We start from the raw sequence: 14,601 nt of genomic DNA on the forward strand, positions 1-14,601 counted from the left end.
GCCCCCGTGACCGGTACCGGTCACGGGGGCCTCGGACAGCCTGAAGGCGATCAGCCCTTGCGGGTGTTGATCTCCTCGGTGAGCTGGGGGACGACGTCGAAGAGGTCGCCGACCACGCCGAAGTCGACGAGTTCGAAGATCGGGGCCTCGGCGTCCTTGTTGACCGCCACGATCGTCTTCGAGGTCTGCATGCCGGCCCGGTGCTGGATGGCGCCGGAGATGCCGTTGGCGATGTACAGCTGCGGGGAGACGGACTTGCCGGTCTGGCCGACCTGGTTGGTGTGCGGGTACCAGCCGGCGTCGACGGCGGCACGCGAGGCGCCCACGGCCGCGCCGAGGGAGTCGGCGAGGGCCTCGATGACCGCGAAGTTCTCGGCGCCGTTGACGCCGCGGCCGCCGGAGACCACGATCGCGGCCTCGGTCAGCTCCGGACGCCCGGTCGACTCGCGCGGGGTACGCCCGGTCACCTTGGTGCCGGTGGCCTGGTCGGAGAAGGTGACGCTCAGGGCCTCGACGGCACCGGCGGCCGGGGCGGCCTCCACGGCGGCGCTGTTGGGCTTGACCGTGATGACCGCGGTGCCCTTGGAGATACGGGACTTGGTGGTGAAGGACGCGGCGAACACCGACTGGGTGGCCACCGGGCCCTCCTCGCCGGCCTCCAGGTCGACGGCGTCGGTGATGATGCCGGACCCGATCCGCAGCGCCAGACGGGCGGCGATCTCCTTGCCCTCCGCGGAGGACGGCACCAGCACCGCGGCCGGGGACACCGCGGCGACGGCGGCCTGCAGGGCGTCGACCTTCGGGACGACCAGGTAGTCGGCGTACTCGGAGGCGTCATGGGTCAGCACCTTCGCCGCGCCGTGCTCGGCGAGGGTGGCGGCGGTGTCGGCGGCGCCGTTGCCCAGCGCGACGGCGACGGGCTCGCCGATCCGGCGGGCCAAGGTCAACAGCTCCAGGGTGGGCTTGCGGACGGCACCGTCCACGTGGTCGACGTAGACGAGGACTTCAGCCATGGGAATGCTCTCCTGCGAAACGAGGGGGAAGGGCGGTCAGCGGCTACGGGGCTCAGATGAACTTCTGGCCCGCGAGGAACTCGGCGAGCTGCTTGCCGCCCTCGCCCTCGTCCTTGACGATCGTGCCCGCGGTACGGGCCGGGCGCGCGGTCGCGGTCTCGACCTTGGTCCAGGAACCCTCCAGGCCGACCGCGCCGGCCTCGATGTCCAGGTCGGACAGGTCCCAGGACTGAACCGGCTTCTTCTTCGCGGCCATGATGCCCTTGAAGGACGGGTAACGCGCCTCACCCGACTGGTCGGTGACCGACACGACCGCCGGCAGGGAGGCCTCCAGCTGCTCACTGGCGGCGTCGCCGTCACGACGGCCCTTGACCGTGCCGTCCTCGACCGAGACCTCGGACAGCAGGGTGACCTGCGGGACACCGAGACGCTCGGCCAGCAGGGCCGGGACCACACCGGCGGTGCCGTCGGTGGAGGCCATGCCCGAGACCACCAGGTCGAAGCCGGCCTTCTCGATCGCCTTGGCCAGCACCAGCGAGGTACCGATGACGTCACTGCCGTGCAGGTCGTCGTCCTCGACGTGGATCGCCTTGTCCGCACCCATCGACAGCGCCTTGCGCAGCGCGTCCTTCGCGTCCTGCGGACCCACCGTCAGGACGGTGACCTCGACGTCGTCGTCGGAGTTCTCGGAGATCTGCAGCGCCTGCTCGACCGCGTACTCGTCCAGTTCGGAGAGCAGACCGTCCACGTCGTCACGGTCCACGGTCAGGTCATCGGCGAAATGCCGGTCGCCCGTGGCGTCGGGCACGTACTTCACAGTGACAACGATCCTCAGGCTCACGCCGGCTCTCCTACTGCATCGTCTTTTCTGGGCTGCCTCTTGAAGGCAGCATAGGCGCCCCAAGCGGCTCATCCCGGTCGGGGCGGCCGTGCGCTCCGAACGGAATATTACTCGTCAGTACACCCAGTTCGTTCCCGCTAAGCAAGCGCTTTGAACTGTGACCTTCGCAACGCAGCGTAACCGGAACCCGACGCCTCCGCAGAACGAGGGCGCGTGATCAATCGCGCAGTCCGTTGAAACCGCCCTGGTGGTACAGGAGCGGGCGGCCGGCGCGGGAGGGGTCTCCGACGACCACCTCGGCCAGCACGATGCGGTGGTCGCCGGCCGGAACGCGTGCGACGACCCGGCACACCAGCCAGACCAGCACGTCGTCGAGGACCGGAACCCCCGCGTGGCCCTCGCGCCAGCCGGTGGGCGCCCCGAACCGGTCGGCGCCGCTGCGCGCGAAGGTGGCCGCGAGATCCGCCTGGTGCTCGCCGAGGATGTGCACGCCGATGTGCTCGGCGGTGGATATCGCGGGCCAGCTGGAGGCGCCCGTGCCGACACCGAAGGAGAGCATCGGGGGTTCGGCGGAGACGGAGGTGAGCGAGGTGGCGGTGAAGCCGACCGGACCGCCGGCGCCCCGTGCGGTGATCACCGCGACTCCGGCGGCATGCCGCCGGAAGGCGGACCGGAGAAGGTCGGGAGAGGCGAGCTGCGGGGTACCGAGGTCGGGCGTGGCCGTCATGGAGTCTTCCTTCTGAGTGAGGCGGCGTTCAGGTCCGGGGCTGTTCAGCGACCCGGACAGCGCGCGCTCGCGGTGCGGGCCAGGTCGACGTGGACCCGCCCGAAGAGAAGGAGTTCATGGGACATACGGTCAGGCTGACGATAGGTGGCACGCCCAGTCAAGTACGTTCCGGGATATGGGAGCTGCCTCACCGTCATCGGCACGTCCGTCAGACCGCCTCTCCCAGCGCGGCGATGACGTCCGCCTTCCGCGGCTGCCCGGTGGCCCGGCGCACCACCCGGCCGCCGGCGTCGAGCACCAGGACGGTGGGTGTCTTGAGGATCTCCAGTTCGCGCACCAGGTCGAGGCGGTCCTCCGCGTCGATCTCGACGTGCGTGACGCCGGGGACCATCGCGGCGACCTCGCCGAGCACCCGCCGGGTGGCCCGGCAGGGGGCGCAGAACGCGCTGGAGAACTGCACCAGCGTCGCCCGTTGGCCCAGTTCGCCGCCGATCTCGGCCGATCCCAGCCGTTTGCCGTCGTCCCGCCCGCGCACTCGTACCCTCCCGCTCCGCCGCTTGTGCAGCACTCCGTAGACGCTCGCCACGGCGAGCACCGCCACGCACACCACCAGTCCGGTCGTCACGGACCCCAGCATTCACGACCCTGCCCGCCCTTTCGGCCAGCGTTCACGAGACTGCAAAGATTCCCGGCTCCCGTATCGGCCGCCGGGGCGGAATCCTTGGCTCATGGACATCGACGCACGTGGGCCGCGATTCGCGGCGGCCGTGACGACGGCCGTACTGGCCGCCGCGCTGATCACCCGAAGCCCCTGGATCCTCGCCTGGCAGACGCTGGTGTTCGCGCTCGGCGCCGCAGCGGGCGTGAGCCGTTCACCGTACGGCTGGGCGTTCCGGACGGCCGTACGCCCCCGGCTCGCTCCCGCTACCGAATTCGAACCACCCGAACCCCCGCGATTCGCCCAGGCGGTGGGACTGGTGTTCGCCGGACTCGGTCTGGTCGGCTTCGTGTTGGGCCCCGGCTGGCTGGGCCTCGCGGCGACCGGACTGGCGCTCGCGGCGGCGTTCCTGAACGCGGCGTTCGGGTACTGCCTGGGGTGCGAGATGTTCCTGCTCGTCCACCGATTCACCGTACGCACAGAGTAAAGGGAGGTTAAAAATCCGAGGTGGATCATAGGCCGACGTGACGAGGATCTCGCCACTCCGGGGCACCAGGGCTGGCTCCCCGCCCGTTCTTCGGGCACGATCTGCGAAAGCCGTAAACCTACGGCTCCGTAACTTTCCCGCCGGGAGCCCCTTTCCCAGGCAGAGCAGAAAGGGTCCGCCCCGCCCATGGCAGAGCTGGTCTACCGTCCCGTCATCGGTTTCGCCAAGACGCTGTTCAAGGTCTGGGACCTCAAGATCGACTGCCAGGGTTCCGAGAACATCCCGCGCTCGGGCGGGGCCGTGCTGGTGAGCAATCACATCAGCTATCTGGACTTCGTCTTCGACGGCCTGGCCGCTCTCCCGCAGAAGCGCCTGGTGCGTTTCATGGCCAAGGAGTCGGTCTTCCGGCACCGGATCTCCGGTCCGCTGATGCGCGGGATGAAGCACATCCCGGTGGACCGCAAGCAGGGCGAGACGGCGTACCAGCACGCGCTGGACTCGCTCAAGTCCGGTGAGATCGTGGGGGTCTTCCCGGAGGCCACGATCTCCCAGTCGTTCACGCTGAAGAGCTTCAAGTCGGGCGCGGCCCGCCTCGCCCAGGAGGCCGGCGTCCCGCTGATCCCGATGGCGCTGTGGGGCACCCAGCGGCTGTGGACCAAGGGCCAGCCGCGCAACTTCAAGCGCACCCACCTCCCCATCACCGTCCGGGTGGGCGAGCCGCTCGAGGCCCCGCGCGACCAGTACGCGGGCGCCATCACCCGCCGCCTGCGCGAGCGCGTCCAGGACCTGCTGGACGCGGCCCAACGCGCCTACCCGGCCCGCCCGAAGGACACGACCGACACCTGGTGGCTGCCGAGCCACCTGGGCGGTACGGCACCCACGCAGGAGCAGCTGAAGGCGGCCGAAGCGGCCTGAGTCTCAGCCGGCCGACTCGGGCGCCCGCACCTCGACACGCGCCCCCGGGCTGAACTTCTCCAGCAGCTCGGCGAGTTCGGCACCCGCCGACTCGACGTCGGCGACCGGCATCGGGGCGAGGCTCTCCAGCAGGAAGAGGGCCGAGGTGGTCCGCTCGGTCAGGCGGGTGCGGGGGCCCTGACGCCAGTTCCAGCGACGGCAGGTGACACCCCCTCCGTCGCACCACACGACCTCGCCGGCGTCCGGGTGCTCGACGCTCTCCTCGCCCCCCGTGACCGTCACGAAGTCCTCCTCGCCCGTGGCCCGCACCAGGCGCATGCCGCCCTGGATGAGGTCGAGGTCCTCGCCGCCGACGGGGATGAGGTGGGCGACGCTGATGGCGTTGTAGAGGTCGACGAGCAGGTTGATGCGGGGCAGGCCGCCGTCCGCGAGGGCGCGCTTGGCCAGCGCCTCCGCGGAGTTCCGGGTACGGGACGGCTTGGAACCGAACGCGGTGTAGGCCGCACGCCAGGCCACCATGTGCGGGTCCTCGTGCGGGGCGCGCCCGTCCAGGCGCGCGGCGAGCCGCCGCGCCGCGTCGTCGAGGAGAGCCGCACTCGCGTCGGTGCCGGGCCCGTTGACCAGACCATGGGCCTCGATCGCGAGATGCCTGAAGCCGGGCGCGAGTGCACGCACCTCGTCGGACACGGTGAGCGTGAGAGTCATCTGGCTTGCCTCAGAGTGCGGTGGGGAGCGTCTTCCACAGGGCCGGACGGTCGGGCGCCGCTTGCAACGCGCCGAGCACCGCCGGGTGAGGTTCAGCGTACAGGACCGGATAGTCCACCTCACTGGACCGCGGATCGGGGACCCAGGCCAGCCGCTCGCCGTCCAGGGAGAACCGGGCGTCGACGCCGGGCTTGTTGCCGCGCGGATCCTGCCGGTGCCAGGCACCGCCGAAGCGGACGGCGACCAGTCCGTGCACGAGGTGACCGGCACCGTCGTCGTCCGCCAGCCGCTGGTAGCACAGGGCCGCGGGGATGTCCTCGGCCCGCAGCAGGGCGGCCAGGGCGTGGGCCTTCGCGTGGCAGATGCCGGTGCGCTGCTCCAGCACGTCCGACGCCCGCCAGGTGACACGCCGATCACCGGCATCGGCGGAGTGCGGGATGGTGTCCCGTACGAACTCGTAGGCGGCCCGCGCATAGGCATACGAGTCCTCGACGCCCGACGCCAGCCGCGCGGCCGTCTCGCGGACCCGGGGGTGCTGATGGTCGACGGCCTCACCGGCGGCCAGGTAAGCGGACAGGTCGGCGGTGTTCTGGATCAGCTGCATGGGCGCAGAGCATAGGAATGCGGCCACCCGACAGTCAATGACTTTTCAGGTGACCGCATATCTATGCACTTTCCGCGGTGGGCTCGCTCAGCGCGCCATCTCCTCCTTGAGCGCCGCCACGAACGCGTCCACGTCCTCCTCGGTGGTGTCGAAGGCGCACATCCAGCGCACGTCTCCGGCGGCCTCGTCCCAGAAGTAGAACCGGAACCGCTTCTGCAGACGAAGGCTCACGTCGTGCGGGAGCCGCGCGAACACCCCGTTGGCCTGCACCGGGTAAAGGATCTCCACGCCGTGCACCGCACGCACGCCCTCGGCGAGCCGCTGGGCCATCTCGTTGGCGTGCCGGGCGTTGCGCAGCCACAGGTCCTTCGCCAGCAGCGCCTCCAGCTGCACCGACACGAAGCGCATCTTGGAGGCGAGCTGCATGGACAGCTTGCGCAGGTGCTTCATGTGGCTGACGGCGTCCTGGTTGATCACCACGACCGCCTCACCGAACACGGCCCCGTTCTTGGTACCGCCCAGGGAGAGGATGTCGACGCCGACGGCGTTGGTGAACGTGCGCATCGGCACGTTCAGGGAGGCCGCCGCGTTGGCTATCCGGGAGCCGTCCAGGTGCACCCTCATGCCGTGCGCGTGGGCGTGCTCGCAGATCGCGCGGATCTCCTCCGGCGTGTAGAGCGTGCCCAGCTCGGTGCTCTGGGTGATCGACACGACCTGCGGCATCGCGCGGTGCTCGTCGTCCCAGCCGTACGCCTGCCGGTCGATCAGCTCCGGGGTGAGCTTGCCGTCGGGCGTGGGCACGGTGAGCAGCTTGAGGCCGCCCATGCGTTCGGGGGCGCCGCCCTCGTCGACGTTGATGTGCGCACTCTCGGCACAGATCACCGCACCCCAGCGGTCGGTGACCGCCTGGAGTGCGACGACGTTCGCGCCGGTGCCGTTGAAGACCGGGAAGGCTTCCGCGGTCGCGCCGAAGTGGCCGCGGATGATCCGCTGGAGGTTCTCGGTGTACTCGTCCTCGCCATAGGCCACCTGGTGACCGCCGTTGGCGAGGGCCAGAGCGGCCAGTATCTCGGGGTGGGTGCCGGCGTAGTTGTCACTGGCGAAGCCGCGGACCTCCGGGTCGTGGTGGCGACGTGCGTCGGTCTTCGGAGGGTTCACGGCTGCTCGGTCAGCCACAGACGGTTTCCGTTCACTTCGGAGGCGGACTTGCTCCAGACGCCCTCGACGGCCTGGGCCAGGTCCGTGACGTCCGTGAAGCCCGCGAACTTCGCGTTGGGCCGCTCGGCGCGCATCGCGTCGTGCACCAACGCCTTCACCACCAGGATGACAGCAGCGGAGGTCGGGCCCCCGGCGCCCTCGGTCGTCCCGGCCTTGCGGAAGCCGTCGGCCATGGCGAGCGTCCAGGCCTCGGCGGCGGCCTTGGCGGCGGAGTACGCGGCGTTCCCGGCGGTCGGCTTCGAGGCACCGGAGGCGCTGATCAGCACGTACCGGCCACGGTCACTGCGCTGCAGGCCGTCGTAGAAGGCCAGCGAAGTGTGCTGGACGGTGCGGATCAGCAGCTTCTCGAGGAGGTCCCAGTCGGCCAGGTCGGTCTCGGTGAACTTGGAGCTGCCGCGCCAGCCGCCGACCAGGTGGACGAGGCCGTCGACCCGGCCGTGGTCCTTCTCGATGCGGTCGGCCCACGCCCGGGTCGAGTCCAGGTTGAGCAGGTCGACCGTCTCACCGGTCACCACGGCGCCGCCGCCCGCGTAGCGGGCCGCGTCCACGGCCTCGGCCAGGCGCTCGGGATTGTTGTCGGCGCCGACCACGGTCGCACCCGCCCCCGCGAGCCTGACCAGGGTCGCGTGCCCGGCGGGTCCACCCGCCCCCGCCACCGCGATCACCGCACCACTGAGAGACCCGTTGCCCGCCATCTGCTTCCCCTCTTGAGCCGTGTTCCGAAGGCGGTCGCTCACGCGGCGACCGGCTCGGCGCTGTCCGCGGTGATGCCCTTGGTCTCGGCGATCACGTTCTTCAGCTTCTTGGACAGGGCCTCGTAGAACATGCTCAGCGGAAACTCGTCCGCAAGCACGTCGTCCACGAGCTTGCGCGGCGGCAGGCTCAGGTCGAGGGCCTCGGGGCCCTTGGCCCACTTGGAGCCGGGGTGCGGGGCGAGGTAGGTGGCGACCAGGTCGTAGCCGGCGAACCAGTGGACCAGCTTCGGGCGGTCGATGCCGTCCCGGTAGAGCTTCTCGATCTCGCCGCACAGCTGGTTGGTGACCTGCGGGGCACGCTCCCAGTCGATGGCGAGCTTGTTGTCGGTCCAGCGCACCACGTCGTGCTTGTGCAGGTAGGCGAAGAGCAGCTGGCCGCCGAGCCCGTCATAGTTGCGCACCCGGTCGCCGGTGACCGGGAAGCGGAACATCCGGTCGAAGAGGACCGCGTACTGCACGTCACGGGCCTGCGGGACGCCGTCGGCCGCCAGCTTCACGGCCTCCTTGAAGGCGGTGAGGTCGCAGCGCAGCTCCTCCAGGCCGTACATCCAGAACGGCTGGCGCTGCTTGATCATGAACGGGTCGAACGGCAGGTCGCCGTGGCTGTGGGTGCGGTCGTGGACCATGTCCCACAGCACGAAGGCCTCCTCGCAGCGCTTCTGGTCGTGGACCATGGCGGCGATGTCCTCGGGAAGTTCGAGGCCGAGGAGGTCCACCGCCGCGTCGGTGACCCGGCGGAACCGGGCGGCCTCGCGGTCGCAGAAGATGCCGCCCCAGGAGAATCGTTCCGGCGCCTGGCGCACGGCGATGGTCTCCGGGAAGAGGACGGCGGAGTTGGTGTCGTACCCGGCCGTGAAGTCCTCGAAGGTGATGCCGCAGAACAGCGGGTTGTCGTACCGGGTGCGCTCCAGCTCGGCCAGCCAGTCGGGCCAGACCATGCGCAGCGCGACCGCCTCCAGGTTGCGGTCCGGGTTGCCGTTCTGGGTGTACATCGGGAAGACGACCAGATGCTGGAGGCCGTGCGCGCGGCTCGCGGCGGGCTGGAAGGCCAGCAGCGAGTCGAGGAAGTCGGGCACCTGGAAGCCACCGACGGCCCACCGCCGCAGGTCGGTCACCAGGGCGCGGTGGTAGTCGGCGTCGTGCGGAAGCAGCGGGGACAGCTCCTCGACGGCGGCGATCACCGTGTCCACGGCGCGTTCGGCGTCGGCGCGCGCGGGCGCGCCCTCGGCGTCGAAGTCGATCGACCCGTCCTTGGACTGCCATGGCCGGATCCGTTCCACGCCATTCTTGAGCACGGGCCACGCCGGGTGCTCGACCACCCTGGTCACGGGAGGAACCCGCTCCTCCGAACCCACCTGCACAAGAATTTCCGTCATGACCCATCCTCCACGGGTGTACCTCGCGTAAGGACACCGTATGCGTACGGGCTTTCTCCCAGCAAGAGGGCCCTCAGGAAATTATCCTGCGGCACCGCACCTTCACCGCGCTTTTTCCTGTCCGAAACCGTGAAGGCGCTCACATTCGTCGCGATCGATGACGGAGCGTCAGCTGTTCTGCATCGCATGGATCCGGCCGGTCAATGCGCGGCGGGACGCGCCCACCCCCGGGTGACCTCCGACAGGGGCACGAGCCAGGCACCACGCGCCCGGCGCACCAATCCCCCGCGCACGCAGGGGGTTCATCACGACGGGCGGCCATTAGGCTGCGCCCAGCCGCGTGGACAGCGACGTCCCGTCGTACGGTCCGCGCGCGTGCATCCCCGCCGCCGTCGACGGAAGCGAGTTGAATCTTGAACTTCCTTACCATCGGTCACCGCGGAGTCATGGGCGTCGAGCCCGAGAACACCCTCCGTTCCTTCGTCGCCGCCCAGCAGGCCGGCCTCGACCTGATCGAACTCGATCTGCACCTCAGCAAGGACGGCGCCCTGGTCGTCATGCACGACGCGGAGGTCGACCGCACGACCGACGGCACCGGCCCGATCGCCGAGAAGACCCTGGAGGAGCTGCGCACCCTGGACGCGGGCCGCGGTGAGCGGGTGCCCGTCTTCGAGGAGGTCCTGGACGCGGTGCAGGCCCCGTTGCAGGCCGAGATCAAGGACGTGGCGGCGGCCCGCGCGCTGGCCCAGCTGATGCAGCGGCGGGACCTGGTGTCCCGGGTGGAGGTGTCGTCGTTCCACGACGAGGCCGTCGCCGAGATCGGCCGGCTGGTGCCGGGCGTACGGACCGCGCTGATCGCCAGCCGCTACGGCACCGACGTGGTGGAGCGGGCCCGGGAGGCGGGGGCGGCGACCCTCTGCCTGAACATCCGGCGGCTGACCCTGGAGGTCGTCGAGCTCGCCCGCAAGGCGGACCTGAAGGTGATCGGCTGGGTGGTGAACACCCAGGACGACCTGCGGCTGGTGCGCGCCCTCCAGTTGGACGGCGCGACGACCGACTACCCGGAGATCAAACGCACCGCCCGCTTCACCGCGTGAGCCGTCACACCAGAGGCTTGACCAGCAGCTCGAACCGCAGGTCGGCACGCTGGGGGATGCCGAAGCGCTCGTCGCCGTACGGGAACGGCGTCATCTTTCCCGTACGGCGGTAGCCGCGCCGCTCGTACCAGGCGATCAGGTCCTCGCGCACGGAGATCACCGTCATGTGCATCTCCGTGGCGCCCCAGTCCTCGCGGGCCCGGCGCTCCGCCTCGGCGATGACGACCTTGCCGAGGCCGGCGCCCTGGAGGGCGGGGCTGACCGCGAACATGCCGAAGTAGGCGTGGGTGCCGCGGTGCTCCAGCTGGCAGCAGGCGACCATCCGGCCGTCCCGCTCGACCGTGAGCAGCTTGCCGTCCGGCGCCTTGACGACCTCGAGGACGCCCTCCGGGTCGGTCCGCTGTCCCTCCAGGATGTCCGCCTCGGTCGTCCAGCCGGTCCGGCTCTCGTCGCCCCGGTACGCCGACTCGATCAGCGCGACCAGCGCGTCCACGTCGGCGTCGGTGGCGTCGCGGAAAGTCAGTGCGGTGACGGGGTTCTCCATGGGCGGTCTCTCCGATCTCGGGCAGCCTGAACCGCACCCGAGCCTATCGCCGCCCCTCACCGCCGACGGACCGAGGCAGGGAGCGCACGGTCACCGGGTGGCGGGTGCCGGGTGGCGGCGTCGGGTGGGGTTACGCTCCGGTCGCATGGTGCACGTCGTGAGCAGTCGTACTCTTGTCCGCCCCAGCGACCCCGAGCGCTCCCGCGCCTTCTACGGGGAGCAGCTCGGCCTCGCCGTCTACCGCGAGTTCGGCACCGGCCCCGAGCGCGGCACGGTCTACTTCCTGGGTGGCGGCTTCCTGGAGGTCTCCGGCCGCGCGGACGGCCCCGCCGCCCCCGCCGTCCAGCTGTGGATGCAGGTCCCCGACGTCGGCGCGGCGCACGAGGAACTGGTGGCCAGGGGCGTCGAGATCGTCCGCCCGCCGGTGAAGGAGCCGTGGGGCCTGGTCGAGATGTGGCTCGCGGATCCGGACGGCATCAGGATCGTGCTGGTGGAGGTACCGGCCGACCATCCGATCCGGTACCGGCCGGGCATCTGAGGCCCCGGGGTCCGACGGCCGCCGTCAGTCCGGCACACCGGTCCGCGGGGCGTGGTGTTCGGCGTCCCGCGGCCGGATGGGGAAGGCTGAAGGGATGGGCTGAGGGCCCGGCTCAGGGAAGGGCCCGGCCCTCCTGTCGTCAGGCTCGCAGCGCACCCATTCGGCCCTCCAGGCGTCCCAGCAACTCGGCCAGCAGACCGGCCAGTGCGCCCTGTCCGGCGGGGGCGAGCACGGACAGCACCGCCGTCTCGTAGGCGAGTTGCTCGGGCAGGATGCCGTCGACCAGCTCGCGCCCGGCGTCGGTGAGACGGAGGTGGGCCACCCGCCGGTCCCGGGCGTCGCCGCGTCGCTCGACCAGGCCCCGCTCCGTGAGCTGCTTGAGGCGTTTGGTGACGGCGGCACCGGAGGAGAAGGTCTCCTTCGCCAGCTCGCTCGGGGTCAGTTCGTGGCCGGTGCGGCGCAGCGCTCCGAGCAGGTCGAACTCGGGTCGGCTGAGGCCCGCCCGGCGCAGCGGCGCGTCCTCCGCCTGCTGGAGAAGGGCGGCGCAGCGGTTGATCCGGCCGATGACCTCCATGGGTCCGGTGTCCAGCTGGGGATGGACGCTCCGCCACTGACGGACGACGGCGGCGACCGTGTCGTCTCCGCCCGGGCCTCCGTCCGCGTCGCCGCCGGCCGCCGGTCGTCCGCTGGTCGCCGTCATGGCCGTACGTCCTCCGTAGTCCTCGTGCCGTTCCAGGAGTGCGGTCCCTGGCGTCGTACCGTCGCAGCGAGCGTACGGTGTCCGGACTGCTCGGCGAGCACGACCCGCTCCTCGGGCAGTGCGCGCTGCCACCACTCGCCGGACGCGGCGTCGGCCACGGCGCGCAGCTCGGCGAGGGCGGCGGACAGGGTACGGCGGGCGGTCTCCAGGGCACGCGGGGCCGGGCGCCGCTGGGCCAGCAGCCGGGCGGCCTCCTCCCGGGCCCGTTCGACCGCGGTCAGGGCGTGTTCGATGCGGTCGCCGGCCCGCCGGTCGGTGACCACGACGGCGGCGGCGAAGCCGACGAGCGCACCGACCAGGGTGTCCAGGACCCGCTCGGTGATCAGCTGCCCGGAGTCCTGGGTGCGGGCGAACTCGGTGATGAGCAGGGCCATCGGGGTGACGCAGACGCTGCCGAGCCAGTAGTTGCGGCCGATCAGCGCCTCGGCACCGAAGTTGAAGGCGAGGCAGCTCAGCACCAGCACGGCCGGGTGCGGACGGGCGAGCGGCACGACCGCGGCGAAGACCAGGACGCCGAGGAGGTTGCCGACGACGCGCTGGACGCCCCGGCTCCAGGTGAGGGTGGTGTTGGCCTGGTAGAGGGAGGCGGCGGTGACCAGCGCCCAGTAGGGGCGGCCGACGCCGAGGGCGAGGGAGGCGTATCCGGCGAGGGCGCAGCCGAGCGCGGTACGGGTGGCGAGTGGGGCGAGCGGGCGGAGCCGGTGCCACAGGGAGCGGTCCGGTAGGGCGCGTTCGGTGTCGACGCCGGGGAGTTCGTCGGCGGCGCCGGCCACCCGCGGGACGCGTCCGGTGCCGCGCAGCAGGTGTGCCCAGCCGCGCAGCCGCTCCGGGTCGGCGTCGGCCGGGGCGGCGAGGGCGACCTCGGCACGGACGACGAGGTGTTCGAGGGCACGGCGGGTGCGGTCGGGACGGGCGCCGGTGGCGAGCAGGGACTGCCAGGCGGCCTGCACGGCGGCCGCCGCGGCGGCCCGGGCCCGGGCGTGGCCCTCTCCGGTACCGCGGGTGCCGGCGTAGGCGGCGGTGGCGTGCAGGGCCCGGGCGGTGGCCCGGCGTTCGGGACCGTGCGGGCGCAGCAGCCCGGGCGCCATGCCGACCAGCCACGCCCAGGCGCCCGCGAGCAGGGCGAGTCCGACGTGGCCGGGTACCTGGCCGAGACTCTGCGGGGCGAACAGCCCGGCGGAGCTGATGAAGGTGAGGACCACGTTGCCGGGCGGGCCGACCCGGGTGGCATCGCACAGCACCTTCTGCACGGCGGCCGTCAGGGCGCCGACGGTGACCAGGGCGGCCGCGTTCGTGGTGAGCGAAGCCGCGAGCAGGGCGACGGCGAGGCCGCCGGTCATGCCGAGTACGACCAGGGCCAGGGTGCGGGCGCGGGCCGGGTAGGGACGGTTGTGGCCGTAGAGGGCGCACAGCGACCCGGCCATCGCGTACATCGCCAGGTCGAGGCGGCCGAGGGTCAGCAGGGTCAGGTTGGGCGGAGCGACCGCGGCGACCGCGCTGAGGGCGGGCTTGAACCAGATGTCGGAGGGCCGCCCGAGGCGCAGCGCCCCGGCGAGGGGCAGACGGCGGGTGGTCGGGGTCGCAGTGCTCATACCATCAATTTAGCATGTGTTTTACTGGTGAAATATTCTCGGACATGCCGCCGGGACGGCCGTCGGATACCGTGCGAACACGCCACCCTCACCTGCTGTGCTCTACCGAGTGCTCCCCGTGTACACCTTTGCGCTCGCGTGCGCGCCGGGTGGGCGGGGCATCGCATCCATCGATGCGATGTCGAGCGGGGAGGTGCGCGTGCACGGACCGGCTTCGCCCGGCTGGCTGCTGGTCGCGCTGTGCGCGGCGACCGGGGCCTACTGCCTGCTGCGGATGCGCAGCAGCGTCGAGGAACAGCGGCGCGCCGCGGGCGGCGAGGCGCTGATGGGGTTCGGCATGGCCGCGATGGCCGTACCCGCGACCGTCTTCACCCCACCGGTCTGGGCATGGCCGCTGTACGCGACGGTGTTCGGCGCCGCCGCGGCGCGCGCCCTGTTCAGCGCCCGCGACAGCCTGCACCATCTCCACCACCTGGTGGGGACGGTGGCGATGGTCTACATGGCGGCGGCGATGGCGGCCTCTCCCGGCACTCATCACCACGGCGGCGCCGGAGTCCCGGCGGTGACCGGGCTGCTGCTCGTCTACTTCACCGGCTATGTCCTGCTGTCCGGGTCCCGGCTGGTTCCGGTCGCGGTCGCCGCGGCCGGGAGCGGGACGGCCGGCTGGGGCGACCGGCCCGAACTGGCCCGGGCCTGCCGGTTGTCGATGGGAATCGGCATGGTGGCGATGCTGCTGGGACTGTGAGCGGGTGACGGCACCCGGAGCGCACA

General features: G+C 71.3%; 17 protein-coding genes. 5 read left to right on the top strand and 12 right to left on the bottom strand.

What is annotated here, in order from left to right:
• Positions 1 to 50: 50 nt before the first annotated feature.
• The 4 genes from ACZ4O3_RS12460 to ACZ4O3_RS12475 all read right to left on the bottom strand — a co-directional run bounded on the left by ACZ4O3_RS12460 (position 51) and on the right by ACZ4O3_RS12475 (position 3,218).
• Positions 51 to 1,013, bottom strand: coding sequence for an electron transfer flavoprotein subunit alpha/FixB family protein (locus ACZ4O3_RS12460; protein WP_362731364.1), 963 nt, complete (start codon positions 1,011 to 1,013; stop codon positions 51 to 53).
• 52 nt (positions 1,014 to 1,065) lie between these two features.
• Complete coding sequence (locus tag ACZ4O3_RS12465; RefSeq protein WP_362731366.1) at positions 1,066 to 1,854, bottom strand: electron transfer flavoprotein subunit beta/FixA family protein; 789 nt, start codon at positions 1,852 to 1,854, stop codon at positions 1,066 to 1,068.
• Positions 1,855 to 2,071: 217 nt separating this feature from the next.
• A complete protein-coding gene (locus ACZ4O3_RS12470; protein ID WP_467722112.1) occupies positions 2,072 to 2,581 on the bottom strand; it encodes a flavin reductase family protein in 510 nt (169 codons plus the stop codon).
• A gap of 208 nt (positions 2,582 to 2,789) precedes the next feature.
• On the bottom strand, positions 2,790 to 3,218 hold the full coding sequence (locus ACZ4O3_RS12475) for a TlpA family protein disulfide reductase (protein ID WP_467722113.1): 429 nt from the start codon (positions 3,216 to 3,218) through the stop codon (positions 2,790 to 2,792).
• A gap of 91 nt (positions 3,219 to 3,309) precedes the next feature.
• On the opposite strand from ACZ4O3_RS12475, the gene ACZ4O3_RS12480 reads away from it, so the two are divergent.
• Complete coding sequence (locus tag ACZ4O3_RS12480; protein WP_467722114.1) at positions 3,310 to 3,726, top strand: DUF4395 domain-containing protein; 417 nt, start codon at positions 3,310 to 3,312, stop codon at positions 3,724 to 3,726.
• A gap of 186 nt (positions 3,727 to 3,912) precedes the next feature.
• Positions 3,913 to 4,641, top strand: coding sequence for a lysophospholipid acyltransferase family protein (locus ACZ4O3_RS12485; protein ID WP_362730347.1), 729 nt, complete (start codon positions 3,913 to 3,915; stop codon positions 4,639 to 4,641).
• Positions 4,642 to 4,644: 3 nt separating this feature from the next.
• Here ACZ4O3_RS12485 and ACZ4O3_RS12490 read toward each other — a convergent pair whose 3' ends face one another.
• The 5 genes from ACZ4O3_RS12490 to ACZ4O3_RS12510 form a co-directional block, all read right to left on the bottom strand.
• A complete protein-coding gene (locus ACZ4O3_RS12490) occupies positions 4,645 to 5,346 on the bottom strand; it encodes a B3/B4 domain-containing protein (RefSeq protein ID WP_467722115.1) in 702 nt (233 codons plus the stop codon).
• A gap of 10 nt (positions 5,347 to 5,356) precedes the next feature.
• Positions 5,357 to 5,950, bottom strand: coding sequence for a transglutaminase domain-containing protein (locus ACZ4O3_RS12495; protein ID WP_467722116.1), 594 nt, complete (start codon positions 5,948 to 5,950; stop codon positions 5,357 to 5,359).
• Positions 5,951 to 6,037: 87 nt separating this feature from the next.
• Positions 6,038 to 7,108: a threonine aldolase family protein gene (locus tag ACZ4O3_RS12500; RefSeq protein ID WP_362724880.1), complete on the bottom strand. Its 1,071-nt coding sequence runs from the start codon at positions 7,106 to 7,108 to the stop codon at positions 6,038 to 6,040.
• Positions 7,105 to 7,863 (bottom strand): SDR family oxidoreductase, encoded by a 759-nt coding sequence (locus ACZ4O3_RS12505; RefSeq protein WP_362724877.1) that lies wholly within the window; start codon positions 7,861 to 7,863, stop codon positions 7,105 to 7,107. Before ACZ4O3_RS12505 ends, ACZ4O3_RS12500 begins: the two co-directional genes overlap by 4 nt.
• Before the next feature lie 38 nt (positions 7,864 to 7,901).
• The gene (locus tag ACZ4O3_RS12510; protein WP_362724874.1) at positions 7,902 to 9,299 is read right to left on the bottom strand and encodes a DUF6421 family protein; all 1,398 of its coding nucleotides are present in this window, start codon (positions 9,297 to 9,299) and stop codon (positions 7,902 to 7,904) included.
• 413 nt (positions 9,300 to 9,712) lie between these two features.
• Here ACZ4O3_RS12510 and ACZ4O3_RS12515 point away from each other — a divergent pair, with 413 nt between their 5' ends.
• Complete coding sequence (locus ACZ4O3_RS12515) at positions 9,713 to 10,396, top strand: glycerophosphodiester phosphodiesterase (RefSeq protein ID WP_362724871.1); 684 nt, start codon at positions 9,713 to 9,715, stop codon at positions 10,394 to 10,396.
• Positions 10,397 to 10,400: 4 nt separating this feature from the next.
• On the opposite strand, the gene ACZ4O3_RS12520 is transcribed toward ACZ4O3_RS12515, so the two are convergent.
• Positions 10,401 to 10,940 carry a GNAT family N-acetyltransferase gene (locus ACZ4O3_RS12520; RefSeq protein WP_362724868.1) on the bottom strand — a complete coding sequence of 180 codons (540 nt, stop codon included), beginning with the start codon at positions 10,938 to 10,940 and terminating at the stop codon, positions 10,401 to 10,403.
• Positions 10,941 to 11,085: 145 nt separating this feature from the next.
• Between ACZ4O3_RS12520 and ACZ4O3_RS12525 the strand changes: the two genes are divergently transcribed.
• Positions 11,086 to 11,478 carry a VOC family protein gene (locus ACZ4O3_RS12525; RefSeq protein WP_362724866.1) on the top strand — a complete coding sequence of 131 codons (393 nt, stop codon included), beginning with the start codon at positions 11,086 to 11,088 and terminating at the stop codon, positions 11,476 to 11,478.
• A gap of 139 nt (positions 11,479 to 11,617) precedes the next feature.
• Here the strand turns inward: ACZ4O3_RS12525 and ACZ4O3_RS12530 are convergent, their stop codons facing one another.
• Together ACZ4O3_RS12530 and ACZ4O3_RS12535 are read right to left on the bottom strand one after the other, a co-directional pair.
• On the bottom strand, positions 11,618 to 12,178 hold the full coding sequence (locus ACZ4O3_RS12530) for a MarR family winged helix-turn-helix transcriptional regulator (RefSeq protein ID WP_467722117.1): 561 nt from the start codon (positions 12,176 to 12,178) through the stop codon (positions 11,618 to 11,620).
• Entirely contained in the window at positions 12,175 to 13,830 is a 1,656-nt protein-coding gene (locus ACZ4O3_RS12535; RefSeq protein ID WP_467722118.1) for an FUSC family protein, read from the bottom strand. The genes ACZ4O3_RS12530 and ACZ4O3_RS12535 overlap by 4 nt, the downstream gene beginning before the upstream one ends.
• Before the next feature lie 199 nt (positions 13,831 to 14,029).
• Between ACZ4O3_RS12535 and ACZ4O3_RS12540 the strand changes: the two genes are divergently transcribed.
• Positions 14,030 to 14,575 carry a DUF5134 domain-containing protein gene (locus ACZ4O3_RS12540; RefSeq protein ID WP_467722119.1) on the top strand — a complete coding sequence of 182 codons (546 nt, stop codon included), beginning with the start codon at positions 14,030 to 14,032 and terminating at the stop codon, positions 14,573 to 14,575.
• The last annotated feature ends 26 nt before the right edge of the window (positions 14,576 to 14,601 follow it).

The sequence above is a fragment of the Streptomyces sp. NPDC026515 genome (genome assembly GCF_055567595.1).

Coding starts and splice junctions, on each gene's coding strand:
- ACZ4O3_RS12485 (WP_362730347.1), top strand. CDS start 3,913: ATGGCAGAGCTGGTCTACCGTCCCGTCATCGGTTTCGCCAAGACGCTG.
- ACZ4O3_RS12495 (WP_467722116.1), bottom strand. CDS start 5,950: ATGCAGCTGATCCAGAACACCGCCGACCTGTCCGCTTACCTGGCCGCC.
- ACZ4O3_RS12480 (WP_467722114.1), top strand. CDS start 3,310: ATGGACATCGACGCACGTGGGCCGCGATTCGCGGCGGCCGTGACGACG.
- ACZ4O3_RS12470 (WP_467722112.1), bottom strand. CDS start 2,581: ATGACGGCCACGCCCGACCTCGGTACCCCGCAGCTCGCCTCTCCCGAC.
- ACZ4O3_RS12490 (WP_467722115.1), bottom strand. CDS start 5,346: ATGACTCTCACGCTCACCGTGTCCGACGAGGTGCGTGCACTCGCGCCC.
- ACZ4O3_RS12535 (WP_467722118.1), bottom strand. CDS start 13,830: ATGAGCACTGCGACCCCGACCACCCGCCGTCTGCCCCTCGCCGGGGCG.
- ACZ4O3_RS12505 (WP_362724877.1), bottom strand. CDS start 7,863: ATGGCGGGCAACGGGTCTCTCAGTGGTGCGGTGATCGCGGTGGCGGGG.
- ACZ4O3_RS12460 (WP_362731364.1), bottom strand. CDS start 1,013: ATGGCTGAAGTCCTCGTCTACGTCGACCACGTGGACGGTGCCGTCCGC.
- ACZ4O3_RS12530 (WP_467722117.1), bottom strand. CDS start 12,178: ATGACGGCGACCAGCGGACGACCGGCGGCCGGCGGCGACGCGGACGGA.
- ACZ4O3_RS12520 (WP_362724868.1), bottom strand. CDS start 10,940: ATGGAGAACCCCGTCACCGCACTGACTTTCCGCGACGCCACCGACGCC.
- ACZ4O3_RS12510 (WP_362724874.1), bottom strand. CDS start 9,299: ATGACGGAAATTCTTGTGCAGGTGGGTTCGGAGGAGCGGGTTCCTCCC.
- ACZ4O3_RS12475 (WP_467722113.1), bottom strand. CDS start 3,218: ATGCTGGGGTCCGTGACGACCGGACTGGTGGTGTGCGTGGCGGTGCTC.
- ACZ4O3_RS12525 (WP_362724866.1), top strand. CDS start 11,086: ATGGTGCACGTCGTGAGCAGTCGTACTCTTGTCCGCCCCAGCGACCCC.